This window comes from Acidithiobacillus thiooxidans ATCC 19377, assembly GCF_009662475.1.
Classification (GTDB): domain Bacteria; phylum Pseudomonadota; class Gammaproteobacteria; order Acidithiobacillales; family Acidithiobacillaceae; genus Acidithiobacillus; species Acidithiobacillus thiooxidans.
Genome location: NZ_CP045571.1, coordinates 1,250,154 through 1,272,334, shown reverse-complemented (window position 1 = coordinate 1,272,334; position 22,181 = coordinate 1,250,154). Strand labels below are relative to the sequence as shown.

General features: G+C 51.3%; 18 protein-coding genes. 10 read left to right on the top strand and 8 right to left on the bottom strand.

Annotation, left to right across the window (positions count from 1 at the left end):
• Positions 1–12: 12 nt before the first annotated feature.
• Genes GCD22_RS06515 through ligA form a run of 3 tightly spaced genes read right to left on the bottom strand, consistent with a single transcriptional unit; the run spans position 13 to position 3,377 of the window.
• Positions 13–639, bottom strand: a complete 627-nt coding sequence (locus tag GCD22_RS06515) for a DUF2459 domain-containing protein (protein ID WP_010639115.1) — start codon at positions 637–639, stop codon at positions 13–15.
• A gap of 52 nt (positions 640–691) precedes the next feature.
• Positions 692–1,291, bottom strand: coding sequence for an OmpA family protein (locus GCD22_RS06510; protein ID WP_031569471.1), 600 nt, complete (start codon positions 1,289–1,291; stop codon positions 692–694).
• Between the two features lie 52 nt (positions 1,292–1,343).
• Positions 1,344–3,377, bottom strand: coding sequence for an NAD-dependent DNA ligase LigA (gene ligA, locus GCD22_RS06505; RefSeq protein ID WP_031569469.1), 2,034 nt, complete (start codon positions 3,375–3,377; stop codon positions 1,344–1,346).
• A gap of 113 nt (positions 3,378–3,490) precedes the next feature.
• On the opposite strand from ligA, the gene GCD22_RS06500 reads away from it, so the two are divergent.
• From GCD22_RS06500 to GCD22_RS06485, 4 genes are all read left to right on the top strand, one after another.
• Positions 3,491–4,165, top strand: a complete 675-nt coding sequence (locus GCD22_RS06500) for a histidinol-phosphatase (protein WP_031569468.1) — start codon at positions 3,491–3,493, stop codon at positions 4,163–4,165.
• 169 nt (positions 4,166–4,334) lie between these two features.
• On the top strand, positions 4,335–5,057 hold the full coding sequence (locus GCD22_RS06495) for an ABC transporter ATP-binding protein (protein WP_010639124.1): 723 nt from the start codon (positions 4,335–4,337) through the stop codon (positions 5,055–5,057).
• The gene (locus tag GCD22_RS06490; RefSeq protein WP_031569466.1) at positions 5,057–7,282 is read left to right on the top strand and encodes a CPBP family intramembrane glutamic endopeptidase; all 2,226 of its coding nucleotides are present in this window, start codon (positions 5,057–5,059) and stop codon (positions 7,280–7,282) included. The genes GCD22_RS06495 and GCD22_RS06490 overlap by 1 nt, the downstream gene beginning before the upstream one ends.
• A gap of 15 nt (positions 7,283–7,297) precedes the next feature.
• Positions 7,298–8,134 (top strand): hypothetical protein, encoded by an 837-nt coding sequence (locus GCD22_RS06485; RefSeq protein ID WP_153940491.1) that lies wholly within the window; start codon positions 7,298–7,300, stop codon positions 8,132–8,134.
• Positions 8,135–8,368: 234 nt separating this feature from the next.
• On the opposite strand, the gene smc is transcribed toward GCD22_RS06485, so the two are convergent.
• Positions 8,369–11,824: a chromosome segregation protein SMC gene (smc, locus tag GCD22_RS06480; RefSeq protein WP_031569462.1), complete on the bottom strand. Its 3,456-nt coding sequence runs from the start codon at positions 11,822–11,824 to the stop codon at positions 8,369–8,371.
• 60 nt (positions 11,825–11,884) lie between these two features.
• Between smc and queF the strand changes: the two genes are divergently transcribed.
• Complete coding sequence (gene queF / locus GCD22_RS06475) at positions 11,885–12,310, top strand: preQ(1) synthase (RefSeq protein ID WP_031569460.1); 426 nt, start codon at positions 11,885–11,887, stop codon at positions 12,308–12,310.
• 12 nt (positions 12,311–12,322) lie between these two features.
• Complete coding sequence (locus tag GCD22_RS06470; RefSeq protein ID WP_081577559.1) at positions 12,323–13,729, top strand: FGGY-family carbohydrate kinase; 1,407 nt, start codon at positions 12,323–12,325, stop codon at positions 13,727–13,729.
• Here the strand turns inward: GCD22_RS06470 and GCD22_RS06465 are convergent.
• Together GCD22_RS06465 and GCD22_RS06460 are read right to left on the bottom strand one after the other, a co-directional pair.
• A complete protein-coding gene (locus GCD22_RS06465) occupies positions 13,726–14,499 on the bottom strand; it encodes a DUF481 domain-containing protein (protein ID WP_031569454.1) in 774 nt (257 codons plus the stop codon). The two genes, GCD22_RS06470 and GCD22_RS06465, sit on opposite strands and share 4 nt — an antisense overlap.
• A gap of 25 nt (positions 14,500–14,524) precedes the next feature.
• Positions 14,525–14,812, bottom strand: a complete 288-nt coding sequence (locus GCD22_RS06460) for a tetratricopeptide repeat protein (protein WP_051690453.1) — start codon at positions 14,810–14,812, stop codon at positions 14,525–14,527.
• A gap of 257 nt (positions 14,813–15,069) precedes the next feature.
• Here GCD22_RS06460 and GCD22_RS06455 point away from each other — a divergent pair, with 257 nt between their 5' ends.
• The gene (locus GCD22_RS06455) at positions 15,070–16,050 is read left to right on the top strand and encodes a cation diffusion facilitator family transporter (RefSeq protein WP_081577573.1); all 981 of its coding nucleotides are present in this window, start codon (positions 15,070–15,072) and stop codon (positions 16,048–16,050) included.
• Positions 16,051–16,060: 10 nt separating this feature from the next.
• Here the strand turns inward: GCD22_RS06455 and GCD22_RS06450 are convergent, their stop codons facing one another.
• Both GCD22_RS06450 and GCD22_RS06445 read right to left on the bottom strand, forming a co-directional pair.
• The gene (locus GCD22_RS06450; RefSeq protein ID WP_010639133.1) at positions 16,061–16,609 is read right to left on the bottom strand and encodes an AAA family ATPase; all 549 of its coding nucleotides are present in this window, start codon (positions 16,607–16,609) and stop codon (positions 16,061–16,063) included.
• Between the two features lie 52 nt (positions 16,610–16,661).
• Positions 16,662–16,928 carry a superinfection immunity protein gene (locus GCD22_RS06445; protein ID WP_031569449.1) on the bottom strand — a complete coding sequence of 89 codons (267 nt, stop codon included), beginning with the start codon at positions 16,926–16,928 and terminating at the stop codon, positions 16,662–16,664.
• A 493-nt stretch (positions 16,929–17,421) separates the two neighbouring features.
• Between GCD22_RS06445 and GCD22_RS06440 the strand changes: the two genes are divergently transcribed.
• From GCD22_RS06440 to GCD22_RS06430, 3 genes are all read left to right on the top strand, one after another.
• Entirely contained in the window at positions 17,422–20,292 is a 2,871-nt protein-coding gene (locus GCD22_RS06440) for an alkaline phosphatase family protein (protein ID WP_031569445.1), read from the top strand.
• Between the two features lie 597 nt (positions 20,293–20,889).
• Positions 20,890–21,573 (top strand): MotA/TolQ/ExbB proton channel family protein, encoded by a 684-nt coding sequence (locus tag GCD22_RS06435; protein WP_010639137.1) that lies wholly within the window; start codon positions 20,890–20,892, stop codon positions 21,571–21,573.
• A complete protein-coding gene (locus GCD22_RS06430) occupies positions 21,573–21,971 on the top strand; it encodes an ExbD/TolR family protein (RefSeq protein ID WP_031569616.1) in 399 nt (132 codons plus the stop codon). The genes GCD22_RS06435 and GCD22_RS06430 overlap by 1 nt, the downstream gene beginning before the upstream one ends.
• The last annotated feature ends 210 nt before the right edge of the window (positions 21,972–22,181 follow it).

Sequence of the window (22,181 nt, the reverse complement as noted above, 5' to 3'; positions counted from 1 at the left end):
GGCAGAACAGCGCTATTTACAGACCGGCAATGTTTTCAGCTGGCTGAGCACCTGCCCCGCGAAAATTACCCCCGCCGGATGCACCGGATAACCCGCCGTTTTCAGAGCGGTTACGGTCCAGGTATTGCAGGTATGAAAAGCATCATACGTACCCGGCGAGGCAAAAAATTTGCTGCGAGGATAAGGCCCGGCCCCAACAACTGTCAACCCGTCTGTATGGTTTACAGTCAGAAAGGCAGCTATATAATTATCCAGTCTGTGCAGATTTTCCGGAGTGACCGGTAACCACCGGACTTTAACACCCGGCAGATCGCTTGCTGCACTCAGATTTTCCACGGCTCTGATCAGCATCACGCTATGGGAAGGCAACAGGGCGCTGATTCCCTCCCAGACACTGGGGTTTTCGGCCATATAGTAGCGCCGGTTACCCCATCCAAAAATCCAGTCATGAGGCTTGACCCGAAAATACTGCGGTACAAACTTTAAGTCACCCTGCATTTCATCAGCAGGAATGATCAATCCGGTATGCCAGCCTATATCAATAACACCGATCTCAGATCTGTCGCGGGCACAAGCTGCTGTAGCCGCATGGCTGGAAACCGGCGGTAAGGCTGCACAACCGGCCAGGAAGGCCATCATGCCGATCTCCAGAAAAACTGGTCGCCAAGCGCTCACGCGTCTGCCGGTACCACTATTGGGAGTCTGATAACATGGCATGATAGACAAAATCCACGCGCCGGTTGCGCTTCCAGCACTTGGGATCATTGGCGTAACACAGCAGATTGTCCTTACCAAAGGAAACCATCTGAATTCTGCTGGCAGATACCCCGTCGGCTTCCAGCAGGCGCGCCACGGCTTCTGCCCGGCGATTACCCAGAGCCAGATTGTATTCCTGGGTACCGCGTTGGTCACAATTACCTTCCAGACGTACATCTACATGGGGGAATTTTAATAAAAACCGGGCATTATCCAGGGCAATACGACGACCGTGGACATTGACCTGACTACTGTTCGTAGCAAAATGAACGCGCAGATGCGAGGGTAAGGCGGCCAGTTCAGCGTCAGACAAATACCTGTTCCGCCCCCCGAGGGGACCATTAATATCCTCACTCTGTACGCCTGGAGCCGCATAACGCTGGGTAGGTGGCTGGGTTATAACATGGGAAGGCACAGGTATGTGGGCGACCGGATGGGGTGAGACTTCCTGCGCGCATCCAGTCAAAAGCAAGGAAGCAGGCAATAGCATCCATAGCATATGCATAATGGGCAGGCGGACACGGAAACGTGGCATTTTTTCTCTCCTTGTGGCAATAGCCTTGTGACCGCCGCCGCGCCGCTAAGTTTCAATCCATATGTAGGGTTGTGTATGACTCCTTTAACAGTTCCAGCAACTGCGCTTCATCCACAACCGTAATGCCCAGCTTGGCTGCCTTCTCTGCCTTACTGCCCGCATCCGCACCCAACACCACATAATCGGTTTTCGCGGAGACGGAACTACTGACCTTGGCCCCGGTTGCCTCAATGGCCGCCTTGGCTTCTTCCCGACTCATCTGCGGGAGAGTTCCTGTCAGGACAAATATGCGCCCAGCCAAATGTCCAGAGCTTTTGGGCGCGACCTTCTCCCAGTGCAGGCCGGCAGTGCGCAAGGCCGTAATCACTTCCCGATTATGGGATTGCGCAAAAAAATGCTGGACGGACTCGGCGACAATAGGCCCTACATCCGGAATATTCTGCAGTTGTGCCTCATCTGCCGTCATCAGCGGATCAAGATCGCCAAAGTGCTCAGCCAGTGATTTGGCTGTCGTTTCACCGACCTGACGAATACCCAGGGCATACAAAAAGCGCCAAAGTTGTGTTTGCCGCGAAGCTGCAATTTCGGCGAGCAGATTTTGTGCCGATTTACGGGCCATACGCTCCAGACCACACAACACGTCTTCATTGAGGGAGTAAATATCAGCCACCGTTTTGACCAGTTCACGATCTACCAGTTGGGTAATCAGTTTTTCGCCCAGACCACGAATATCCATGGCCTTGCGTGAAGCGAAATGACTGATTGCACCCACTCTTTGCGCCGGACAATAAATACCCCCCATGCAACGATGCGCGGCTTCGTTGCTGAGACGCAACACTTCCGATCCACAGATCGGGCAATGATCAGGTATCTGCCAGGGCTGGGTATGCTCCGGTCTGGCTTCAAGGATGACCATGACCACTTCAGGAATCACATCACCCGCCCGCCGCACCAATACCGTATCGCCTACCCGGATATCCTTGCGATCTACTTCATCCTGATTATGCAAGCTGGCACGACTGACGGTCACTCCACCCACCTGCACGGGACGCAATTGGGCAACAGGGGTAATCACGCCCGTACGTCCCACCGAAGCCAGAATGTCCTCAACCACTGTTTTTTCCTCGTGCGCCGGAAATTTATAGGCAATAGCCCAGCGTGGCGCGCGCGCTGTGAAGCCCAGGCGCTCCCGTTCATGCAAATCATTCACCTTAAACACCAGGCCATCTATTTCAAAGGGCATTTGTTCACGTAAATTCTGCATTTTTAAATAATATTCTCTACAATCATCAAGATGATCGATCTTACTAAGGTAAGAAGTTACTTCAAATCCCCAGCCGGCCAGTTGCTGTAACACTTCAAGATGGGTTTCTGCCAAGGGGGCATTCACTTCTCCCCAGCCCCAGGGGAAAAAAGCGAGGGGCCTTTGCGCCGTGACCTGTGAATCCAGTTGCCGCAAGCTTCCCGCTGCCGCATTGCGGGGATTGGCAAACGGGTTTTCATGATTCCGTAAACGTTCATCATTTAAACGCTCAAAAGCCGCGACCGGAATGACTACCTCGCCACGAACCTCAAGAATGTTCGGCCAATTCTTACCCTTTAGTTGCAAAGGCACATTGCGAATACTCCGCACATTACTGGTGACGTCTTCTCCGGTACTGCCATCTCCCCGGGTACCTGCCTGCAGTAATCGTCCGTTTTCATAGCGGATGTTGACCGAAAGACCATCAAATTTGGGCTCCGCGCTCATGCTGACCTGCTCATGTCCCAGCCCTTTGTAGACTCGCACCAACCAGTCTGCAAAACCCGCATCGTCAAACACATTGTCCAAAGAGGTCATGGGCACACGATAATGTATTTCGGCAAAATGATTGAGGGGGGCTGCACCTACCCTTTGCGTCGGCGAATCGGCACTGTGCCACTGTGGATAGCGATTTTCGAGTGCCTGAAGTTCCCGCAGGAGCACGTCATATTCTGGATCGCTGAGCGTCGGCGCATCTTTCTGATAGTAGGCGGCATTGGCTTCGCTCAGTTGCGCGCGTAATTGCATAATTCGCTGCAGATCCCTGTCATTGGCTGATGCCACTCATTGCTCCTTTGCTGAAATTCAAGCGTGGGTAATTTTTGGGCGGCGTATCCCGAATGCCCTTTCTGGTATATTTTTGCAGATAATTGAACTACCAACCAGAAGGAGAATGTATGGCTTTGGCCCTGTTTGACCTCGATAACACCCTGCTGACAGGGGATTCCGACCACGCATGGATGGAGTTTTTGGGCAGTCGTGGCATTGTCGATGCGGAAGAATTCAATCACCGCAATGATCAGTTTTACGCCGATTATGTGGCCGGGCGCCTGGACATCCATGCTTTTCTGGACTTTCAGCTCACGCCATTAGCCGCCCATCCCCGCGCCCAACTGGATGTCTGGCATCGTGATTATCTTCAGGAAAGGGTTTTGCCCATGATCTCCAACCGGGCACGGGCCTTGGTGGAAGACCACCGCCAGCAGGGCGATGTGCTGGTCATTATTACCGCTACCAATCGCTTCGTGACCGCACCCATCGCCACTGAATTTGGGATTGGAAACCTCCTGGCTACCGAACCCGAAGTAAACACAGACGGCGAATTTACGGGCAAAACGGTCGGCACCCCCTGCTTCCAGGCGGGAAAGATCGAACGCCTGCGTCACTGGTTGCAAGAGCAGCAACTGGATTGGCAGCGAAGCTTGCAAGGCAGCACCTTTTACAGTGATTCCTACAATGATTTGCCGCTTTTGGAAACCGTCGATTTCCCTGTTGCCGTGAACCCCGATGAACGCCTGCGTGCCCATGCCACAAGCAAAGGATGGCCGATTCTTTCTTTACATGATCAATAGACGTTCATCAAATTGTCATATTATGGTGCTAGCATTAGTCCATTATTAAACTGTTAACCGGTAAAAACCGGATCAGGAGCCGCAATGCCCTATTTCCGATCAGCGCCCCATATCGGTAAAACGGGAGAACTTTCGCAACTCCCGAAACTAATCGGGTGAGTGTACGCCTATGAATCCTTCCGGGCAGGACACAGCCTTATTACGCTGCAGAACTGTTGGCAAATTTTATGGAGAAGCACGAATACTCAGGGAGATTTCTCTGGACTTATATCCTGGGGAAATCGTGGCGTTACTGGGTCCCAATGGTGCCGGCAAAAGTACCCTGCTGACCTGTCTTATCGGGCTCATTCTCGCCAATACTGGTGACATTGAGTTATTCGGTCAGGATATCCAGCAACTGGATACCCAAAACCGCATTCAGACTGGCTTTGTTCCCCAGGAATTCAGTGGTTTTTCCTGGATGCGGGTCAAGCAACTTCTTGAGTTGATTGCGGGCTTCTATCCTGCTTCCGGTCGCCACTGGAAAAAACTCGAAGACTGGGCTGATCTGGACTCCAGCAAAAAAGTCCAGGAACTTTCGGGTGGACAAAGACAACGTCTGGCTATTGTCCTAGCCATGCGCCACCGCCCGCGTTTACTAATTCTTGATGAACCTGTGTCTCAACTGGATCCACAGGCACGTCAGGATTTCCTGTCCCTGCTGCAGGAGCACGCCCTGGAGCATGAAGCTGCCGTACTGCTCTCATCTCACATTGTTTCTGATCTTGAACGCATTTGTTCGCGTTTTCTGGTACTCCACCACGGCCGGATAATTGCAGAGTGGCCCCGCGAAACCTTACAGCCCGGAGAAGCGGAAAGCCGATTCCTGGCAATGACCAGAGACAGCAACTGATGGGTATCTGGCGCTGTCTCCACCCGCGCCTGCTGTTTCAGGAAAACCTGACCCTGATACTGGGTAGCCTCCTATTTTTAATGGGGATGGGTATAACAATCGGCTTTGCACTTTCCACCCAGGCTAAGCCACAGGCGTCGCAAGCGGTTTTTACAATGATATTACTGCCCGCATTTTTTATCGTAGCCGGCTTTCTCATCCATTACTGGCGGATAATTTCTGAAGACCTTTTGAGAATTTTACCCGGTTTTCGCAGGCAGGCCATTGGTATATTTGTTTTTATTCTTATTCTCTTGCTGGTCATCATTGCCGGAGAAATGCGGTTTTCAAACATTCCCTTGGCAGGGGCCTTTATTTTAACGGTTTACGTGGCATTTTGGGCTGCTTTTTATGCGATTTTGCTCAATACCGGCGGAAGCCGCAGGAAAGACCGAAAATATTGGCAGGGATTCCCCCTGCTTCCAGTGTATCCCCTCATATTTTTCCCACCTGCCAGAGATGTTTTTTTAGCGATTCCCGCACCAGTGGATTCGGTTCTGGGAATTCTACTGCTTTTACTCATCGTCCTGCTGATGCGAAAAACGCCACGACAGTGGCAAGAATTTTTATCCGAATACCTGCACAGGCCCCAGGATATTCGCATCCAGAACATCTCGTGGAGCGCACCCTGGCGCTGGATGCCCGGCAACTGGCACAATCCCATCCTGGATACGGCGCGACGGCCGCAGGGAATTCTGGCGGTTCTTTTTATTCAACCCTTGTTCCCGGCTGCTCTTATTGCATTACAATTTTTGCGGGTTGGCACATCGCATTGGCCACAGGTTCTACCTTTTCTTCCGGTCATTTTTCTCCTACCTGTCTTATCATGGGGTAACTGGTCGGCACGGGCATTTGACTGGCAATATCTGACGCTTACCGGTTATTTTGGTGGCAATCACCAGCAGGCAAGTACGCACATTGTAAAAAGTTACGCTGCGCATACCAGCCTGCTGGCCCTGGTATTACTGTTTTGGCCGGCCCTTATTTTGATTCTTCTGGGATATCCTATTCTGCAAATCAGCATGATTTTGTTGATTTTGTATATGGGCATTCTGGTGCTGGCCTGGGCACCCATGGGTATAATCGGTCTGGGTTTTACCGGTATCCTGCAGCAAATCATCCTGCTTCTTTCTTTTGGGTTGGATGCTGTTCTGGTGTTGCGCAGCGCGCACTACTGGTTTTATCGCCACCTGATTCATGTGCCCTTTCACCTGCGCGGAACACTGGTTTTAATGTTTATGGCCCTTGTCAGTGTGGGGTTTGCCGCCTATCTTGTCCGACAACGTCTGAGTCGCAGTGACTGGAATTTATCCCAATTTTCTGCCCAAAAAATCCGGCAGACAGGACAAAAGTACACTTTATCGGCAGAAAACAACAAGCAACGGACTACCAGAAAATCTCTTAACACGCATTGGGGGCCCTGGGCAGCGATAATCCTCTTTCTGAGCTTTTTCTTCGGTCAGGCCATCATTGTCATTATTATGGTCATGCTGCGGGATTTCGTCGTCGGCGCGCAGTTGGGTATGCATTATGCCTTACTCCATGAAAAAATGCCGCCGCTTGTCCTGGAAAAGTCCTTACACCAAATCAGTACTACGTTCCGTATCTGGCTGGGCATCCTGAGCTATACGCTTTGTGCATTGGCGATCCTGATTTTTTTACTGATGAAATTTCCTCGGGAGGTCTGGCGCAAAGCTGAAGGTTTTGCCTGGCGCAAACCCAGTCGTCCAAATGCCTATCTGCTGGCCTTGATACTGGTCATTCTCATCGGTCTCATTGCTCATGGTCTTTTCCAGGTATTTCCTCCACCCAGCCATCTGAACCCGCGCGCATTAGGTCTCTTTGAGGGACTGAAAGGCTCAGGATTGAGGCACTACGTGGTCCTTTTGTTGCTGATTGTCATTGCGCCCTTTACCGAAGAAATTATTTTTCGGGGAGCCATATATGCCGGGCTGCGCCGGCGGTTTTCATCAGGCTGGTCGGCCCTGTTCGTCAGTTTGCTTTTTGTGTTAGCCCATGTACCCAGCAAAATCGAACAGTTTCATTACCCTCCGGCATTGATTATCATCGTCCTATTGGCAGCCGCATTAATATTTTTGCGCATCCGCTATCGTTCACTCTGGCCTGGAATCCTGCTTCATATGGTATGGAATGGCAGTGGCTTTCTGTTACTACTTTGGCATTGAAAAAAGGAACAAATCATGGACAGCTTTACCCCGATGCAGGCGGATAATACCACTTATAGCGGCGCCATCCGTGGTGGCTGGGATCTACTTAAAAACCAATTTAAAACGCTATGGCCGGCTTTACTCATTTTTATCCTCTTATTGGGAATAGGCTTTGCCATAAATTCACTACTCAATTTCAGCGCACCAACATACGTCCAGTTATGGCGATTCCCATTATTCTTGTGGATCACCTTGCTGGATATGGGATTATTCTACCTGTTAGCTAAAAGTCTCACCGCTCAGCCATGGCATATCGGAAACTTGTTTTGGGCATTCAAACGTGGTGAAGCCTGGTTACTTGCCTTGATCTACGCCACTATTGGCAGCGTCCTGGAGGCCTATTCGGGAATGCCTATAGTTCAGCCGGGGCAAAAGTTGCCTGCAGACTGGTTCATGCATCAGCAGATTTGGATAATGTTTATTCCACTCATGTTATTGGGCGCACTCTTTGGATATGTATTTATGCTGTATTCTGCCTATGGATTGAATGCCAAAATGTCCATAGGCAGCAGCTTAGGTATTTTTGGGGGAAAATTGAAATGGCTGTTTTTTCCATTTATTCTGGGCGCAATCCTGATCCTGGTATTCATCGGTGTTGGCATTTTTTTTGCTATATTTTTTGGCATTCTGTTTTTTCTGGTAAAATATCTGGGCTTTATGCTTGTAGGTAAAATCGTTCTCGCCCTATTGGGCGTGGTACTACTGATCGCATTAGAGGTGGCCATTCTTATCTGGACATTTGGTAGTATGCTGATTGCCACCGGTGCCTTGATGGATATGGGGTCGAGGCATAATAGATTGGTCCCCTAAGGCTTCCAAAAGCTGACCCAAAAAGGTTAATCCTAAAAACGGCAGTTGCCGTGGGTGCTTTTTGCTCCATTGTTCCTTGCCTGTTGTTCTACGGCTCATCCTGCTGTCAGGAGAGAACTCGCCCTGCGGGCTCAAACAGCTCTCCTGACGGGCGCAGGATTTCGCCAAGAACAACAACGGCGCGAAACAAAAGTCGCTGCAAAGCACCCACAGCAACTGCCGTTTTTAGGTTAATCAATTTGCTGCGTAGGATTCAGAATCGGCGGCGGCGGCCAACGTTTCCGCTACCGAGACCGGTACAATGCGAGAGACGCCGGGTTCGGTCATGGTAACGCCGATAAGTTGTTCGCCCACCTGCATGGTCAAGTTACGGTGGGTAACAATCAAAAACTGGGTTTGCACGGCCATTTCCTGGACTAAATGGCAGAAACGGCCCACATTGGCGTCATCCAGAGGGGCATCTACCTCGTCGAGCACACAAAATGGGGCTGGATTCAGCCGAAATAGCGCAAAAACCAGGGCAATCGCGGTCAGAGCCTTTTCTCCACCAGATAATTGCTGCAAACTGGCATTGCGTTTGCCGGGGGGTTGCGCGCGTAAAACCAGACCGGCATCAAGCAAGTCGTCACCCAGCAGACTCAGGGCTGCCTGACCACCTCCGAACAAAATGGCGAACAGGTTCTGCAATTCCTGATTCACCTGATGGAGGGTTTCGGAAAAGCGCGAGATAGTTTCCTGATCCATGGCGGCCATGGCCTCTTCCAGGCTATTCAGAGCCGTTTCCACGTCTTCCACCTGACTTAACAAATTTCCGCGCCGCTCCTCCAGCTCTTTTAATTCTTCTTCTGCCGCGAGGTTCACATTGCCCAGACGTTGTATGGCGGCAGCTATACGCGCCAGTTGTTCTTCCATAGAGCGGGAATCCGGGCAAGGCCCGGGGTTTTCCCCCAGATTTTCAGCCAGTTCTGCAGCTCGCAGACCATTTTCTTCCAGACGGACCTGCAAGGCAGCCATTTCCTGTTCGGTCTGCGCCAGGTTTTTTTGCAGATTGCGCAACTGGGTTTCCAGCGGATGACGCTGCTGCTCCAGAGTGCGTATTTGTAGATCTATGGCCTGTGCGGATTCCTGATGCTTTTGGACAATGGCTTGTTGTTCTCCAAGCCGATCCTGAAGGGTTTTCTGTTTGTCCTGCAAATCAGGAAGGGCTTGCTGTAGTGCCTCCAGATTCTGGCAGCTGAGCGCAATGGACTGCATCAGTTGCAGATCCTGCTGCTGGAGATCATCACCGCGCTGTTGCGCTGCTGCCGATTCTGTCTGCAGTTTTTGCACCTGTAATTCCAGTTGCTGACGTTCTTCCCGCAAGCGCCCGTAGGTATTGCGCAATTCCTGAACACGGCGTTTGTCCTTATCCGCTTTTTGTTGCGCCTCGCGCAGTTGTTTTTCCTGTACAGCCCAGTTTTCTTCTTCGTCGGCAAAAGCCTTGCGCAGCCCGCTCAGGCGTTCCGAGCTGGCGGTTTTTTCCGATTCCAGACGCTGGGCTTCCATTTGCCGCTCGGTCCGTTGCTGATCTTCCGATTCCACCCGACTGCGTAAACGGGCGACAGACTCCCGTTCCTGTGCTAGTTCCCGGCCAAGTTTCTGCACTTGTGCTTCAGCTTCGCGCAGGGGTATTTGCAAAACGCGAAGAGCCTCTTGGGCTTCATTCAGCGCTGTTTGCGTGGCAACGGCCTGCGCCTCGGCGGCCGTCATAAGCTGCTGGTTATCTTCCAGTTCCCGCCGACATTGCAGCAGGCTGGCTGCGTCTTCCTGTTCGGGAAAAGTCACACCCATCGCATGCACAATGACTCCCAGCGGAGTTATCCAGGCTTCCCCCGCTCCCAGCTCATGCCGCTTGGCCATGGCACTGGCCAGGTCGGGCGCGGTTCGCAAGCCCCAGAGCCAGTCCTGCATGCCTTTTCGTAACCTATCAGGAATCTTCAGCATCCTCAGCAAGGCATCTTCAGAAAGGCTCGTCAGTTCTTCGGCAGATTCCCATAAAGTGCTGTGCTTCACGCTCTGCTCAGGCGCAGCAAGCACCCGGGCATGAAGGCGATCACCGAGCACCCGTTCAATGGCCGCCTCCCAGCCCTTGCGAACCTGCAAACAATCCATCAACAACCCTTGCCCGGATACCCCCGCAGGACTGGATTTTTGCAGGCGTTGCAATAGGCTTTCGAGTGCCTTGTGGCGGGCCTTGCACTCTTGCAACTGGCCCTGGGCACTTTCACGGGGCTCGCGCAGGTTCTCAATCTGTTTTTGTTGTTGGGCCAATTCCTCACGCAAAGTTGCAAGATGCTGGGTTGCCGTATTCAGGTTCTCTTCCAGCGTTTGCACACGCAGTTCGGCCGCATCGAGAGCAGGGCGTTCTGATGGTATTTCCTGAACAAAACGCCCCAGGCGCCTATCCATATCCTGTAAACGCGGCTCCAGCTCGCGGATCTGAGCCAGCAGCACATCACGTTTGCGGCGCAAATCAGCAACCTTTTGCACGCCCAACTGTCGTGCCTGTTCCTGCTCTTCAGCCTGACGCTCTGCGGCCTGACGGGCTTGGCGAGTTGACTCCTCCTCTGTGCTTAAGGCTTCACGACGATCCAGCAAAACCAGAAGGCGTTCTTGTCGTTGTTTTTCACTATCCAGTTGGCGTTGTATTTCGTCCTGGATTTTTTGCTGTTGGTTCTGAAATTGCGCCATTCCCGACTGAACACGCTGAATCTGAGCATGATGTTCTTTCAGTTGATGATCGGCTTCACTGAGATCCGCCTGAACAGCATACAGACCGGCCTGGGCGGCGCTCAGGCTGTCCTGACCGACCCGCGCTTCCTGTCGCAAGCGCTCCAGACCCTGCTCGGTCAACTGGCGGCTTTCTTCCAATGTCCGGTTTTTGGACTGTAATTCATCGCGGCGCTGATTCAGGACTTGTGCTTCCGTCTCCAGCATCTGCAGGCGTTCAGAAACCGTCCACCATTGCCATTGACGTTCTTCAATGCGCAAGGCCCGCATTTTCCGGGCAGCTTCGGCCTGACGTTGCAAACGCTGCCACTGACCATCCATTTCACCGTGAATATCATGCAGGCGTTGCAAATGTTCCCGGGTTTCGGCAATGCGCTGGGCGGTTTCCCGACGCCTTTCCTTATAGCGGCTGATTCCCCCCGCCTCTTCCAGCATGGCGCGCAGATCATCAGGACGCGCTTCAATAATCCGACCAATGGTTCCCTGTTCGACAATGGCATAGGTACTGCTGCCCAAACCTGTACCCAAAAACAGATCACTGACATCCCGCCGCCGGCAACGCGCGCCGTTAATCCGGTAAAGACTGTCGCCCTTGCGGTCCAGACTGCGTTTGACACTGATTTCGGCCACTTCGGCAAATGCACCGGGCGCAGTGCCATCACTATTGTCAAAACGCAATTCCACACTGGCCTGGGAAGTTGCCGGACGACTGCCCCCCCCATTGGAAATGACATCGCTCAGGGTGCCGCCTCTTAATTGCCGGGCGGAAGACTCACCAAGCACCCAGCGCAGGGCGTCCACAGTATTGGACTTGCCACAACCATTGGGTCCGACAATCACTACCGGATTGGCGCTGATCTGGATGCGGGTGTTTTCGCGAAAGGACTTGAAGCCTTGAAGAATAATAGCCGAGAGGCGCATGAACAGTGGTTTTTAGGTATGATATCAGACTATTGAAACTTTCATGATGAGGATTAAGCCATGCCCAGTCAACCCAGCAAAAGTCTGGAACGATTTCCCAACCCCCATCCCGAGCGGGATTATGTGGTGCATATGGATATGCCGGAGTTTACCTGCCTCTGTCCACTGACCGGACAGCCCGATTTTGCGCACTTTATGCTCGATTTCATTCCTGACCAGCATAATGTTGAACTTAAATCCCTGAAGCTGTATCTCTGGAGTTTTCGCGATGAAGGCGCTTTTCACGAGGCCATGAGTAACCGGATTGCTGACGATATTATTCAACTGATTCAGCCGCGTTATCTGCGCCTTCTGGGCCGCTGGTATGTGCGTGGAGGCATCAGCACCGATTTGCTCATCGAACATCGCCAGCCCGGCTGGGATAACCCGGATATCCTCGGGCAGTTGCCCGGTGTGCAATGGACCCGGCAGCAGCCCGGTTACTGATCGGCGCCGGACATGCCCACTTATCTGGGAATAGATTTTGGAACGTCCGGCTTGCGCGGCGTAATTATTGATGAAAATCTCAACAAGATAGCCAGTGCCGCCCTTCCCTACCCGGGCTGTCCGTCTGAAAGTTTGACCGATAGCCAGGGATGGTTGCAGGGACTGGAAATGCTGGCGCAACAATTGCGATCCATTCATACCCGGGCCTGGTCTGCCATCAAGGCCATGAGTCTGGATGGGACCTCTGGAACCCTCCTGCTCAGTGACCGACGGGGTAATGTTCTGGGTCCAGTATTGGCCTATTCAGATCAACGGGCTGCAGCACAGGCACAACAGTTGAAACAGCAATGGCCAGAAGGGGGAATTTGTCTATCCCCTGCCAGCTCCCTGAGTAAACTCCTGTGGTTACGCTGTCATCTCCATAATTTTTCGGAGGCGCATTACGTACATCATCAGGCGGACTGGGTGGCTGCGCATCTCACCAATCACTGGGGGATTTCGGATCGGGGCAATGTTCTGAAAATGGGTCTGGATGCTCAACAGATGAAATATCCGGAGAAAATGCTCAATATCCTGAAAACTGCAGATATTGATCCGGCAATATTACCGAAAGTGGTGCATGAAGGGATCAGCATCGGCACGCTGGATAAATCATGGGCTCAAAGGCTGGGCTTGTCCACAGCAGTCCAGATTCGCGCCGGTTGTACAGACAGCGTTGCAGCGGCCACTGCGGCTGGTTTATATATGCCCGGCACAGCCCTGAGCAGCCTTGGTTCATCCCTGGCTTTCAAGGTCGTGCATGGCAAACCAATAAATACAATGGGTCTTTATAGCCATTATCTGGGTGATTTTTGCCTGGTTGGCGCGGCATCCAATGCCGGAGCAAGTATCCTGCTGCAGCATTTTCAGCGAGAACAAATGCGGGCGCTGGAATCCTCCCTTCATCCGGCATATCCCAGCGCTGCCTTATTGTATCCTCTGGCCAGCAGCGGAGAACGCTTCCCGATCCAGGCGCCTACATGGCCGGGAAGTACCATTCCCAGCGGACAAAATGCCGAGACTTTTCAGATGTTGCTGGAAGGACTCAGCTATATTGAAGCCTGGGGCTATGACGTCATGGAAAAAGCGGAGGTGAGCATTCAGGGGCCCATAAAAACGGTGGGGGGTGGCAGTATGAATGCTGCCTGGATGCAAATGCGTGCCCACATTTTGAATCGGCCTGTAGAAATCACAGTGGACACTGAGGCGGCAAAAGGATCTGCTCTCATTGCTGCGGCTGCCGATTTGGGGGGCTTAAAAATATTGGGGCAGACACCCGTCCAACCGGGAAGAATATTTTATCCTGCAGCAGATGCCGTAGAGCGTTATGCACCTTATGTTCAAAAATTTCAGGAAAAATTTTCCCGACTTTCTGATTAAAAGTTATAGGCCAGATTGATAGTAGTCAAGGTATTCATCGGCCTAAAACCAGGTTGAACTTTCGCATTGTACGTTGCAATAAAGGCAAGACGCAGATTCAACGGTCCATATAACGGACTGACCACAGTAAAAATCGAATTATAGGTATTCGCTCCATTATCCGCCAAAATGGCATCTACGGCCTCTGATAAATGTGCATGTGGACTGAATTTCCAGAGATATTTTCCATAGAGACGGGCAATGGGATGCGTGCTATACACTCCACCAATGGGGTGGGATTGACGCACACCGGCACCCGCTTCAAGACGCAGATGAGAAACCTGATTCAGAACAAAAAAGTGTCCATAACCCAGGGTTTCATCAGCACGATAATAGTACCCGTCAAAATGGTTGCGATGATAATTGAGATTCGCAAACAAATATTGCTGCAGGGCAATGTCATAGCGGGTCTGGTTGCTGACATCCAGGCGATCGGCGCTGACTTCTCCTTGAGAAGTCGCATAGTTATACAGAAGCCGACTCTGGTTCGACCACAAACCGCGATGCCAGAGTAACGCGTCGTCCGTATTGAGATTCAGCGCCTGACTGGTTCCTGTACTACTGCTTAAACCTAAACCCACAGAGCCAGACCACTCTGGTTTTTTTGCAAATTCACTTTTGGATATAACCAAAGGACTTACCGCCGGTTCATCGGCCATGGCCTGCACTGTAACGCTGGAAAACGCCATCATAACCATCCAGACAGACCATTTATTGAACAGAAAACGCATGCAAATTCCTAGTTAACTGGCTGAATTATAATGCTGAATCCAACAGGAGTTGGGCGCGGCTGGCTACTTCTGGCGGGCCATAGCGCGCGGCAGCTTTCCACCAGTGAATAGCCTTGTCTATATCGCGGGGTACTCCCCAGCCATGAGCATAGGCTTCACCCAACATGAGTTCCGCCTGAGGATTGATGTTGTAGGCACCTTTACGCCACCAGTGTGCGGCCTCACTGAAATTCTGAGCGACACCATCCCCCGCAGCATAAGCCAGTCCCAGACGATATTGATCCGGTCCATAACCATGCTCGGCCCCGGACATCCATTTCGCCAACACAGCAGGTGTAACTGCCTCAGTCGCGCTTGAAGCCAGCGGCTTAGTGCCAGGGGCTGCCGTTGCAGCTAATGGCAAAAAAAGCAGAGAGGCACTTAAAATTAAAACTTTTCCAGGCATTCCCGATATCAACTCTGACCTCCGGTCTAATGGAGAGTTGTCCAGACTAAGCTTTTTCCCTATACTTGTGAAGGGTAAAAATCCATCCAGAGCATAATCCCTTGAGCGAAGCAAAATTCCCTTTGATACACCAGCATGATACGTCAGCGCGCTGCGAATCCCGACAAGATGGGCATGATCACCAGCATCCTCATTCCGGGCATCACCACGGCCATCACCATCATGCGCCCAAAAGTTTCGGGCGGGCCTTTTCCATTGGCATTTTCCTGAATGTGGTCTTTGTGCTCGCAGAAGCCGTATTTGGCGTGCTGGGTCATTCACTGGCTTTGCTCGCCGATGCTGGCCACAACCTGAGTGACGTACTGGGCCTGGTGATGGCCTGGGGTGCCAGCGCCTTGGCCTTGCGGCCTCCATCACAGCGCTACACTTATGGCTTGCGTAGTAGCTCCATTCTGGCAGCACTCTCGAATTCTCTGTTTCTGCTGGTTGTGACTGGTGGCATTGCCTGGGAGGCCATAGAACGCCTGCTTCATCCCAGCCCGGTAGACAGCCGGGTAGTCATTGCCGTTGCTGCCCTGGGAGTACTGATCAACACCGGTACGGCCCTGCTGTTTTTGTCCGGGCGCAAGGGTGACCTGAATATCAAAGCGGCCTTCTTGCACATGGCCGGGGATGCGTTTATTTCTCTGGGTGTCGTGCTGGCAGGAATCGTCATGCTGTTTATGCACAGGTACTGGCTGGATTCAACCGTCAGTCTCATTATCAGCGCCCTGATTATTCTGGCCACCTGGTCTTTGCTGAAAGAAGCTGCCCGCCTCGTTTTGCACGGGGTCCCGGACAATATTGATACTGATGCCGTGCGCCGCTATTTGCGCGGCCTTCCAGATGTGGCGGCCGTACATGATTTGCATATCTGGGCCATGAGCACCACCGAAACTGCCCTGACAGCACACCTGGTTATGCCTCAAGGTTTTCCCGGCGATGGGTTTTTATCGGACATTGCTACGACACTCCGGGAACAGTTCGCCATCGTTCATCCTACCCTGCAAGTAGAAACCGGAGATACCGAACACCCCTGCGCTCTGGAACCAGAACAGCAGGTCTAAACAGACCCCCTCAAATCCCTTCAATAGCAGCCCAGTAGCGATCTTCCGCAACAATTTTTTTAAGATGTTCGCGCAGAGCTTCACCACCCACAGGATGGGTTCTGCCTTGATCCCGGCGCAGGAGATCCGTTAACGGCAAAGCCTGAAAGTACTTCAGGGTGAAATCCGTGACGCCCAACTCCCGTAACCAGGTGGCCTTTTTTTGTAGTTCCACGGCGTCCAGATGGGTATCTGCCATAATCAACACATCACATTGTTTGACTGCATCGTGAACCCGTTGCTCCCAAAGCCATTGTACCTTGCTTTCCCAGGCCGGATTCCATTCGCCCCAGGAAAAGGGTTGACCGGTCTCAGCCTCTTGCAAGGCCACCCGAATCATGTCCCGTTCCAGGATGATAATACGCAAGGCAGGATGCTTTGCCTGCATGGAAATTGCCCACGAGCTTTTGCCCGAAGCGGCGGTTCCGACCGTAAAAATGACCAGGGGGAATTTTTCCTGATCGACGGATGGGGCCGTGGCGTCCACTTTAGTTTTTCCCTTTTGCTTAAGCTCGCTCATTTTTTTCCTGAATAATCTGATAATACATTGAGAATTTTTTCATTATTGACAGCTAGCGCAACCAGGGTTCCTTTCTGACAACCGGATCTTCGTCAAAACGCTCAGCTTTGCCAGAAGCCAAAGCCCAAACCAGTACCGCTATCCAGACAATCACAGTCCAACCTAGAAAAACATTCAGCAATGAAATAGTCATCCGCTGCGGACAGGCCATTATCCAGGCCAGCAGAGCCGGTAACAAATACACACCCAGCATTACAATAAAGGCAACAACAAGCAGTGCAACAAAACCTGCAGGGCTTTCGGTCATCCACTGTAGCATGATGTAGGCCTCCTGGCAGAGACAATAGAATTGTACCGGAATTTTGCTCAGAAAGGGAGTGATTAGAACAACATACTATAATAATAAATTATATTGGAATAGAAAATATTATTTAAATTCCATCCGATTGATTAATATTATTTTTTTGAAAATTTCCACGATCATTATCTTTTGTAAGGAAAAAGTCATGAAATTGACGCAATAGTGTCACATTTCGTTGCTATCGTATCTGCGACAGTGAGGTAAAGATGACATAAGGCATGGAGATAGCCACATGAACGTCGTAAAACATAATCTGACGCATAGCCAGCCGTGGTTGTCTGCCCATAGCGGAGTGATGATTTCAGACACGATGAAGCAAATTCCTATGCAGCGATCTTCTCTGCTAAGGAGCATCTTGCGCGCGTTGTATTGGCAACGCTCCCCGCAGGCTACACAAGAACATTCGCAGGCATACAACTCATTGAAAAGGGTACCGAGAAATTTTGTCCGGATGAGTGTTATCAGTAGTATCTTCGCAGGGCTGCTCTACAACTTGCCATCCGCCTTGGCTAACCCACTTGATCGACAAGTATTGAGTGCGGTTCAGCTTGACGCACAAAACAAAGCAAATTATACCGCCATCTTACCCACCGGACGCAGCGCAACACCGGTTGGTACTATCAACGGCACACCAAATTTCCCTACGATGGTAGCCGCTTATGGGGATGATGTTGCTGTGCTGGCTAATGGTGCAACACCTTTTCAAACTATTACATTTTATGACGGAAAGACGCTTCAGCGGATTGATCGTCTGGCCGCTTTTTCTAAAGTCGCACCGGCTCAAGCAATGGCTTTTGCAACTCCCGGCGGTAGTGGAATCGCTATCAATCCACAACATGCGGGTGCGGCAGGGGTGGTTTATGTGCCCGAGGAAGACGCTTCATTGAAAACTGCCCAAGCCAAAGCTTCACTTGCTGCTGAAAGCAATCCGAAAGTGATTTCCACATCCGTTCTCTCGCACAGCGACTTTTTCCAGGGATTGGCTGCAGGTCCGGATGGTACTTTCTACGCTACCGGGGGGAATTCTGATCAAGTAGTGGCTTTGCGCAACATTCAGGGAAAAATTACGGTTATTCATCAGTATTCCTTACAGTGGCAGGCTTTTCCAAAGGATCAGTATCCCTATCAGTATCAGGGCAACCACCAGAAGAAATATCTGTTTTATCCGGACTCTGTGGTGGTTGGTCCTGAAAATAAGCACCTCTATGTCACGGGCATGCTCGCCAATAGCCTGGCACGTATCAATATCGCTACCGGCAAAACCGAATATGTCAATGTCGGCGCTTATCCCTTTGCGGTGACCCTGGCCGACAGTGGTCAGCACTTGGTAGTCAGCGACTGGGCGGGTAACGGCGTTGTCGTTCTCAACCGGCAAAGCATGCAGGTTCTGGGCGAAATCCCCACCGGTCCGGCGGTCGGCTCCTCGACAGTGGCGGCGGGTGTGCATCCCACCGCAATGGTTGCCGTACCGAATAGTCCCAACGTTTTTGTCGCCGACGCAAATATTGACAAGGTGGTAGAAGTGGACACTAAAAATTTGCGGCCATTACAGGTAATAGATGACAGCCCTTATCCTGACGCTCCTCCGGGCAGCTATCCGGACGGGCTTGCCGTTGCCGATGGCAGACTTTATGTTGCCAATGCAGGTAACAACGATGTAGCGGTGTATGACATCCACACCGGGAAGCGTCTGGGACTGATTCCTACAGCCTGGTACCCGACCAGTCTGAGCATAGCGAACGATGCGCTGTATATCAGTTGCGCCAAAGGCCTGGGCTCCGGACCCAATCTGCAAAGCCAGTGGATTGGCAACATGATGCACGGCGTGATCCAGAAAGTGGCTCTCAAGGACATCCCGGCCCACCTTGCTGAATGGACAAAGACGGCTTTGCACAATGATGGTTTTACTTTGGAGCAGCGCAACGTCCGCAATAAGGAAAATGTCAAAACTACCGCCTATCTGCGTAAGCATATTCACTACGTTGTATTTATTCTCCGTGAAAACAAGACATTTGATGAGGATTTAGGAGATTATAAACCGGCTGGGAAATGGGCAGATCCGCATTTTGATTTATATAATCAGAAAGAATTACCGAACTTGTATAATTTGGCCGGACATTATGCCTTGCTGGCCAATTTCATGGCCGACGGGGAAGTCACCGCGCAAGGCCACCAATGGACTGATGGTGCCTCGGATTCAGATGTTGTTCAACGCCTGTGGCCAGAATATTATTCCAATCGTGGTTTGCTCTGGAATGCAGGTCCCGGCGGCACATCTTCTCTAAAACCCAAAGCAGCGGGCGCACACAATCCCTATGTTATTTATCAACCGTTGGGCGATCACACTAATCCATGGATCAGCTATCCTGAAAAGCTTTATTTATTTAATGATCTTTTACAGCATCATGTCAGTTTTGAGGATTTTGGCGAAAACGTGACACGTCGCCGGGATGGTGTCATTCGTGCTGGCTTGCTGCAGCACATGGATGTTCGCTATCCCTATTGGAACAGGATGATCCTGGATACAGACCGAGAGAAACTGGCAGAACAATGGCTCAAATCACATCCGGGCGCGAAATTTCCGCATTTCATTTATATCTGGTTGCCGGATGATCATACTGCCGGTTTGTCCCCCTGCTATTACACGCCAGACTATTATGTGGCCAACAACGACTACGCCACGGCCAAATTTGTCCATTATCTGTCTACGACCCCGCAATGGAAACATATGGCAATTTTTTTGAGTGAGGATGACGCACAGTCCGGTGCTGATCATATTAATGGCCATCGGACATTGGCGCTGGTTATCAGCCCCTGGGTCAGAAAGGGCATGTTGAACACGCAACTGGACTCCCAGGTGAACATAGTCAAAACCATTGAAGCGACTCTGGATCTGCCGCCCATGTCCCAATGGGATGCCAATGCTTCGGTCATTGGAGATATCTGGACTGACCATCCGGATTTCGCGCCGACACCAGCGGTACTTCCCATACAGGTGCCAGTCTCTTTTAATGCCGGTAAATGCAGCAATCGAACATTATTGCGTAGAGAGGCCGGAGCCACGGGTCATATTCTGACTGCCAAATGGTTGAAGGCACATACCGATCCACACGGGCAACATCTGGCGCCGGTAAGTACGGAGAGTGCCTACACCCCTACTTCGCTACTCAAGGTCAGCGGGCCGGAGCAGTTGAAGCAGGAGTGGATCGCCAGTAAGGGTGTCAAGAGCTATGAACATTTTATGGCTTACCTTCATCATTATGCGCAAGTTCATGGAACGACCATTGCCAGCTATGAGGCCAACGAAGGCAAACTCCATTAAACAAACCGCACTATATTCGGTTGCCGCAATCATTCACTTTAAGTGCTTTGTTGCGCAACCGAATCAACTATCCAGCAAAAGCGGCATGATGGCCGGATGAAACGTCATACCCCACTGATTTATTCCTAAAATAAACTTTATTAATTGCTGTAAATAAATATCCTGAAGGAAGGAATGATGAATCAATCATAATATTTTATAGATACATTTAAAATATTATTATTTTATCAACTTTTTTGATTTTTATTGTTTTTTATCAGGAAAAACAAAAAAATGCCATTTGTAAGGAAAATGTCATCAAATTGTCGCAATAGTGTCACATTCCGTTGTTATGCTACTCACCACTAAAGGTATAGAACTCTACGAATGATTCTTGCAGCGAGCGTATGCAAGAACGGATAGAGGGCTGCATATGCAACACGCGTCAATCAGACACACTGCCGTATGTGATTACCAGTATCTTTGCGCTCCAGCCAGACAGTGCCGGTCGGCAGGCTTTTCGCGCCCTATCCAATGTATCCCTCTGTTGACCCATTTTGGGGTTAATCACCCAGCATTTCGTTGTCAGCCTCTAATTGCTATGGAGCCTGTAATCCTATGAATCTTCATTATTTCATTCACCTCGCCAACTACTCGGACGGGGTTCTATACATTCTGGGCCTGATGCTGCTGGTGGAACTGGCCGTGATGGTGGACCGCTTCTGGTACCTGCGGCGGACTATTCTGCGTGGTCTGGTATTCGTGCAAGAACTGGGACGGCATGGGCGTCTCGACCGCGAAGCCCTCAGTACCCTGGCAGAAGATGCGGGCGACCTGCCCGAGGCTGCTCTGCTGCGCACTGCTGCCGCCCATAGTGGTCAGGTGAAAGGCGAAGCCCTCGCCAGCCGCCTGGAAGAAAGTGTGCTGGTCATTGCGCCGAAACTGGACCGTCGCCTGTGGTTGCTGGACACCATTATTACCCTGGCCCCGCTGCTGGGTCTGTTCGGGACCATCATCGGTATGTTTCATGCGTTTTCAGTGCTGGCCCAGCCGGGGCACGCGCCCATGCAGGTCACGGGGGGTGTTGCCGATGCGCTGGTATCTACCGCCTCCGGCCTGTTCATCGCCATGCTCGGCTTGTTGACCTTCAATGCCTTCAACAATCAGGTGCGCATGATTCTGCTGCAACTGGACTCGGTGAAAACCATGCTCATCAACCGCATGGATGGTCAGCCGGTCGTGACCTTTGACACTGAAGGCCGCCCCAATGCCGAAGCGGTGGCCGTGGCGAGGGCGGGATAATGGAAAGACGCTATTTCGAGCAGAAAAAGGGTCGGGTCGAAATCATTCCAATGATTGACATCATGCTCTTCCTGCTGGTGTTTTTCATCATGATCACCCTGCAGATGATTCCCGACAAGGGGCTCAATCTGCAGTTGCCCACTTCCAGTGAAGCCCAGAGTCTGCCGCGTCCGCATTTCACCATCAACATTCAGAAAGACGGGTCGGTGAACGTCAAGGGTCATCATTACGACCTGGATGGTCTGGAGAAAATGCTCGCCAGCGACGGCGACCCCGGCAAGACCCAGATCACCATCGCCGCTGACAAGGGCGTGCCCTTTCAGGATTTCATTCATGTCATGGACCGCTGCCAGAAGGCGGGGGTGAGTGATATTGGCATTGCGGCGAAGAGTAAATAAAGTGCGGAAACATTACATCTCACCCATCCTATCAAGGAAAAATCAAAATGTTCAACAAATCAATTAAACCATTATATTTCGCCATGGTAATAGCTGGGTTTATTATTAGCACACCCTTGCAGGCAATAGCAGATTCAAATACACCGATAAATGTAGGCGAAGTAAGTGGGTCAGCAAACGTAAAACAAACACCTACTCAAAAAAAATCTT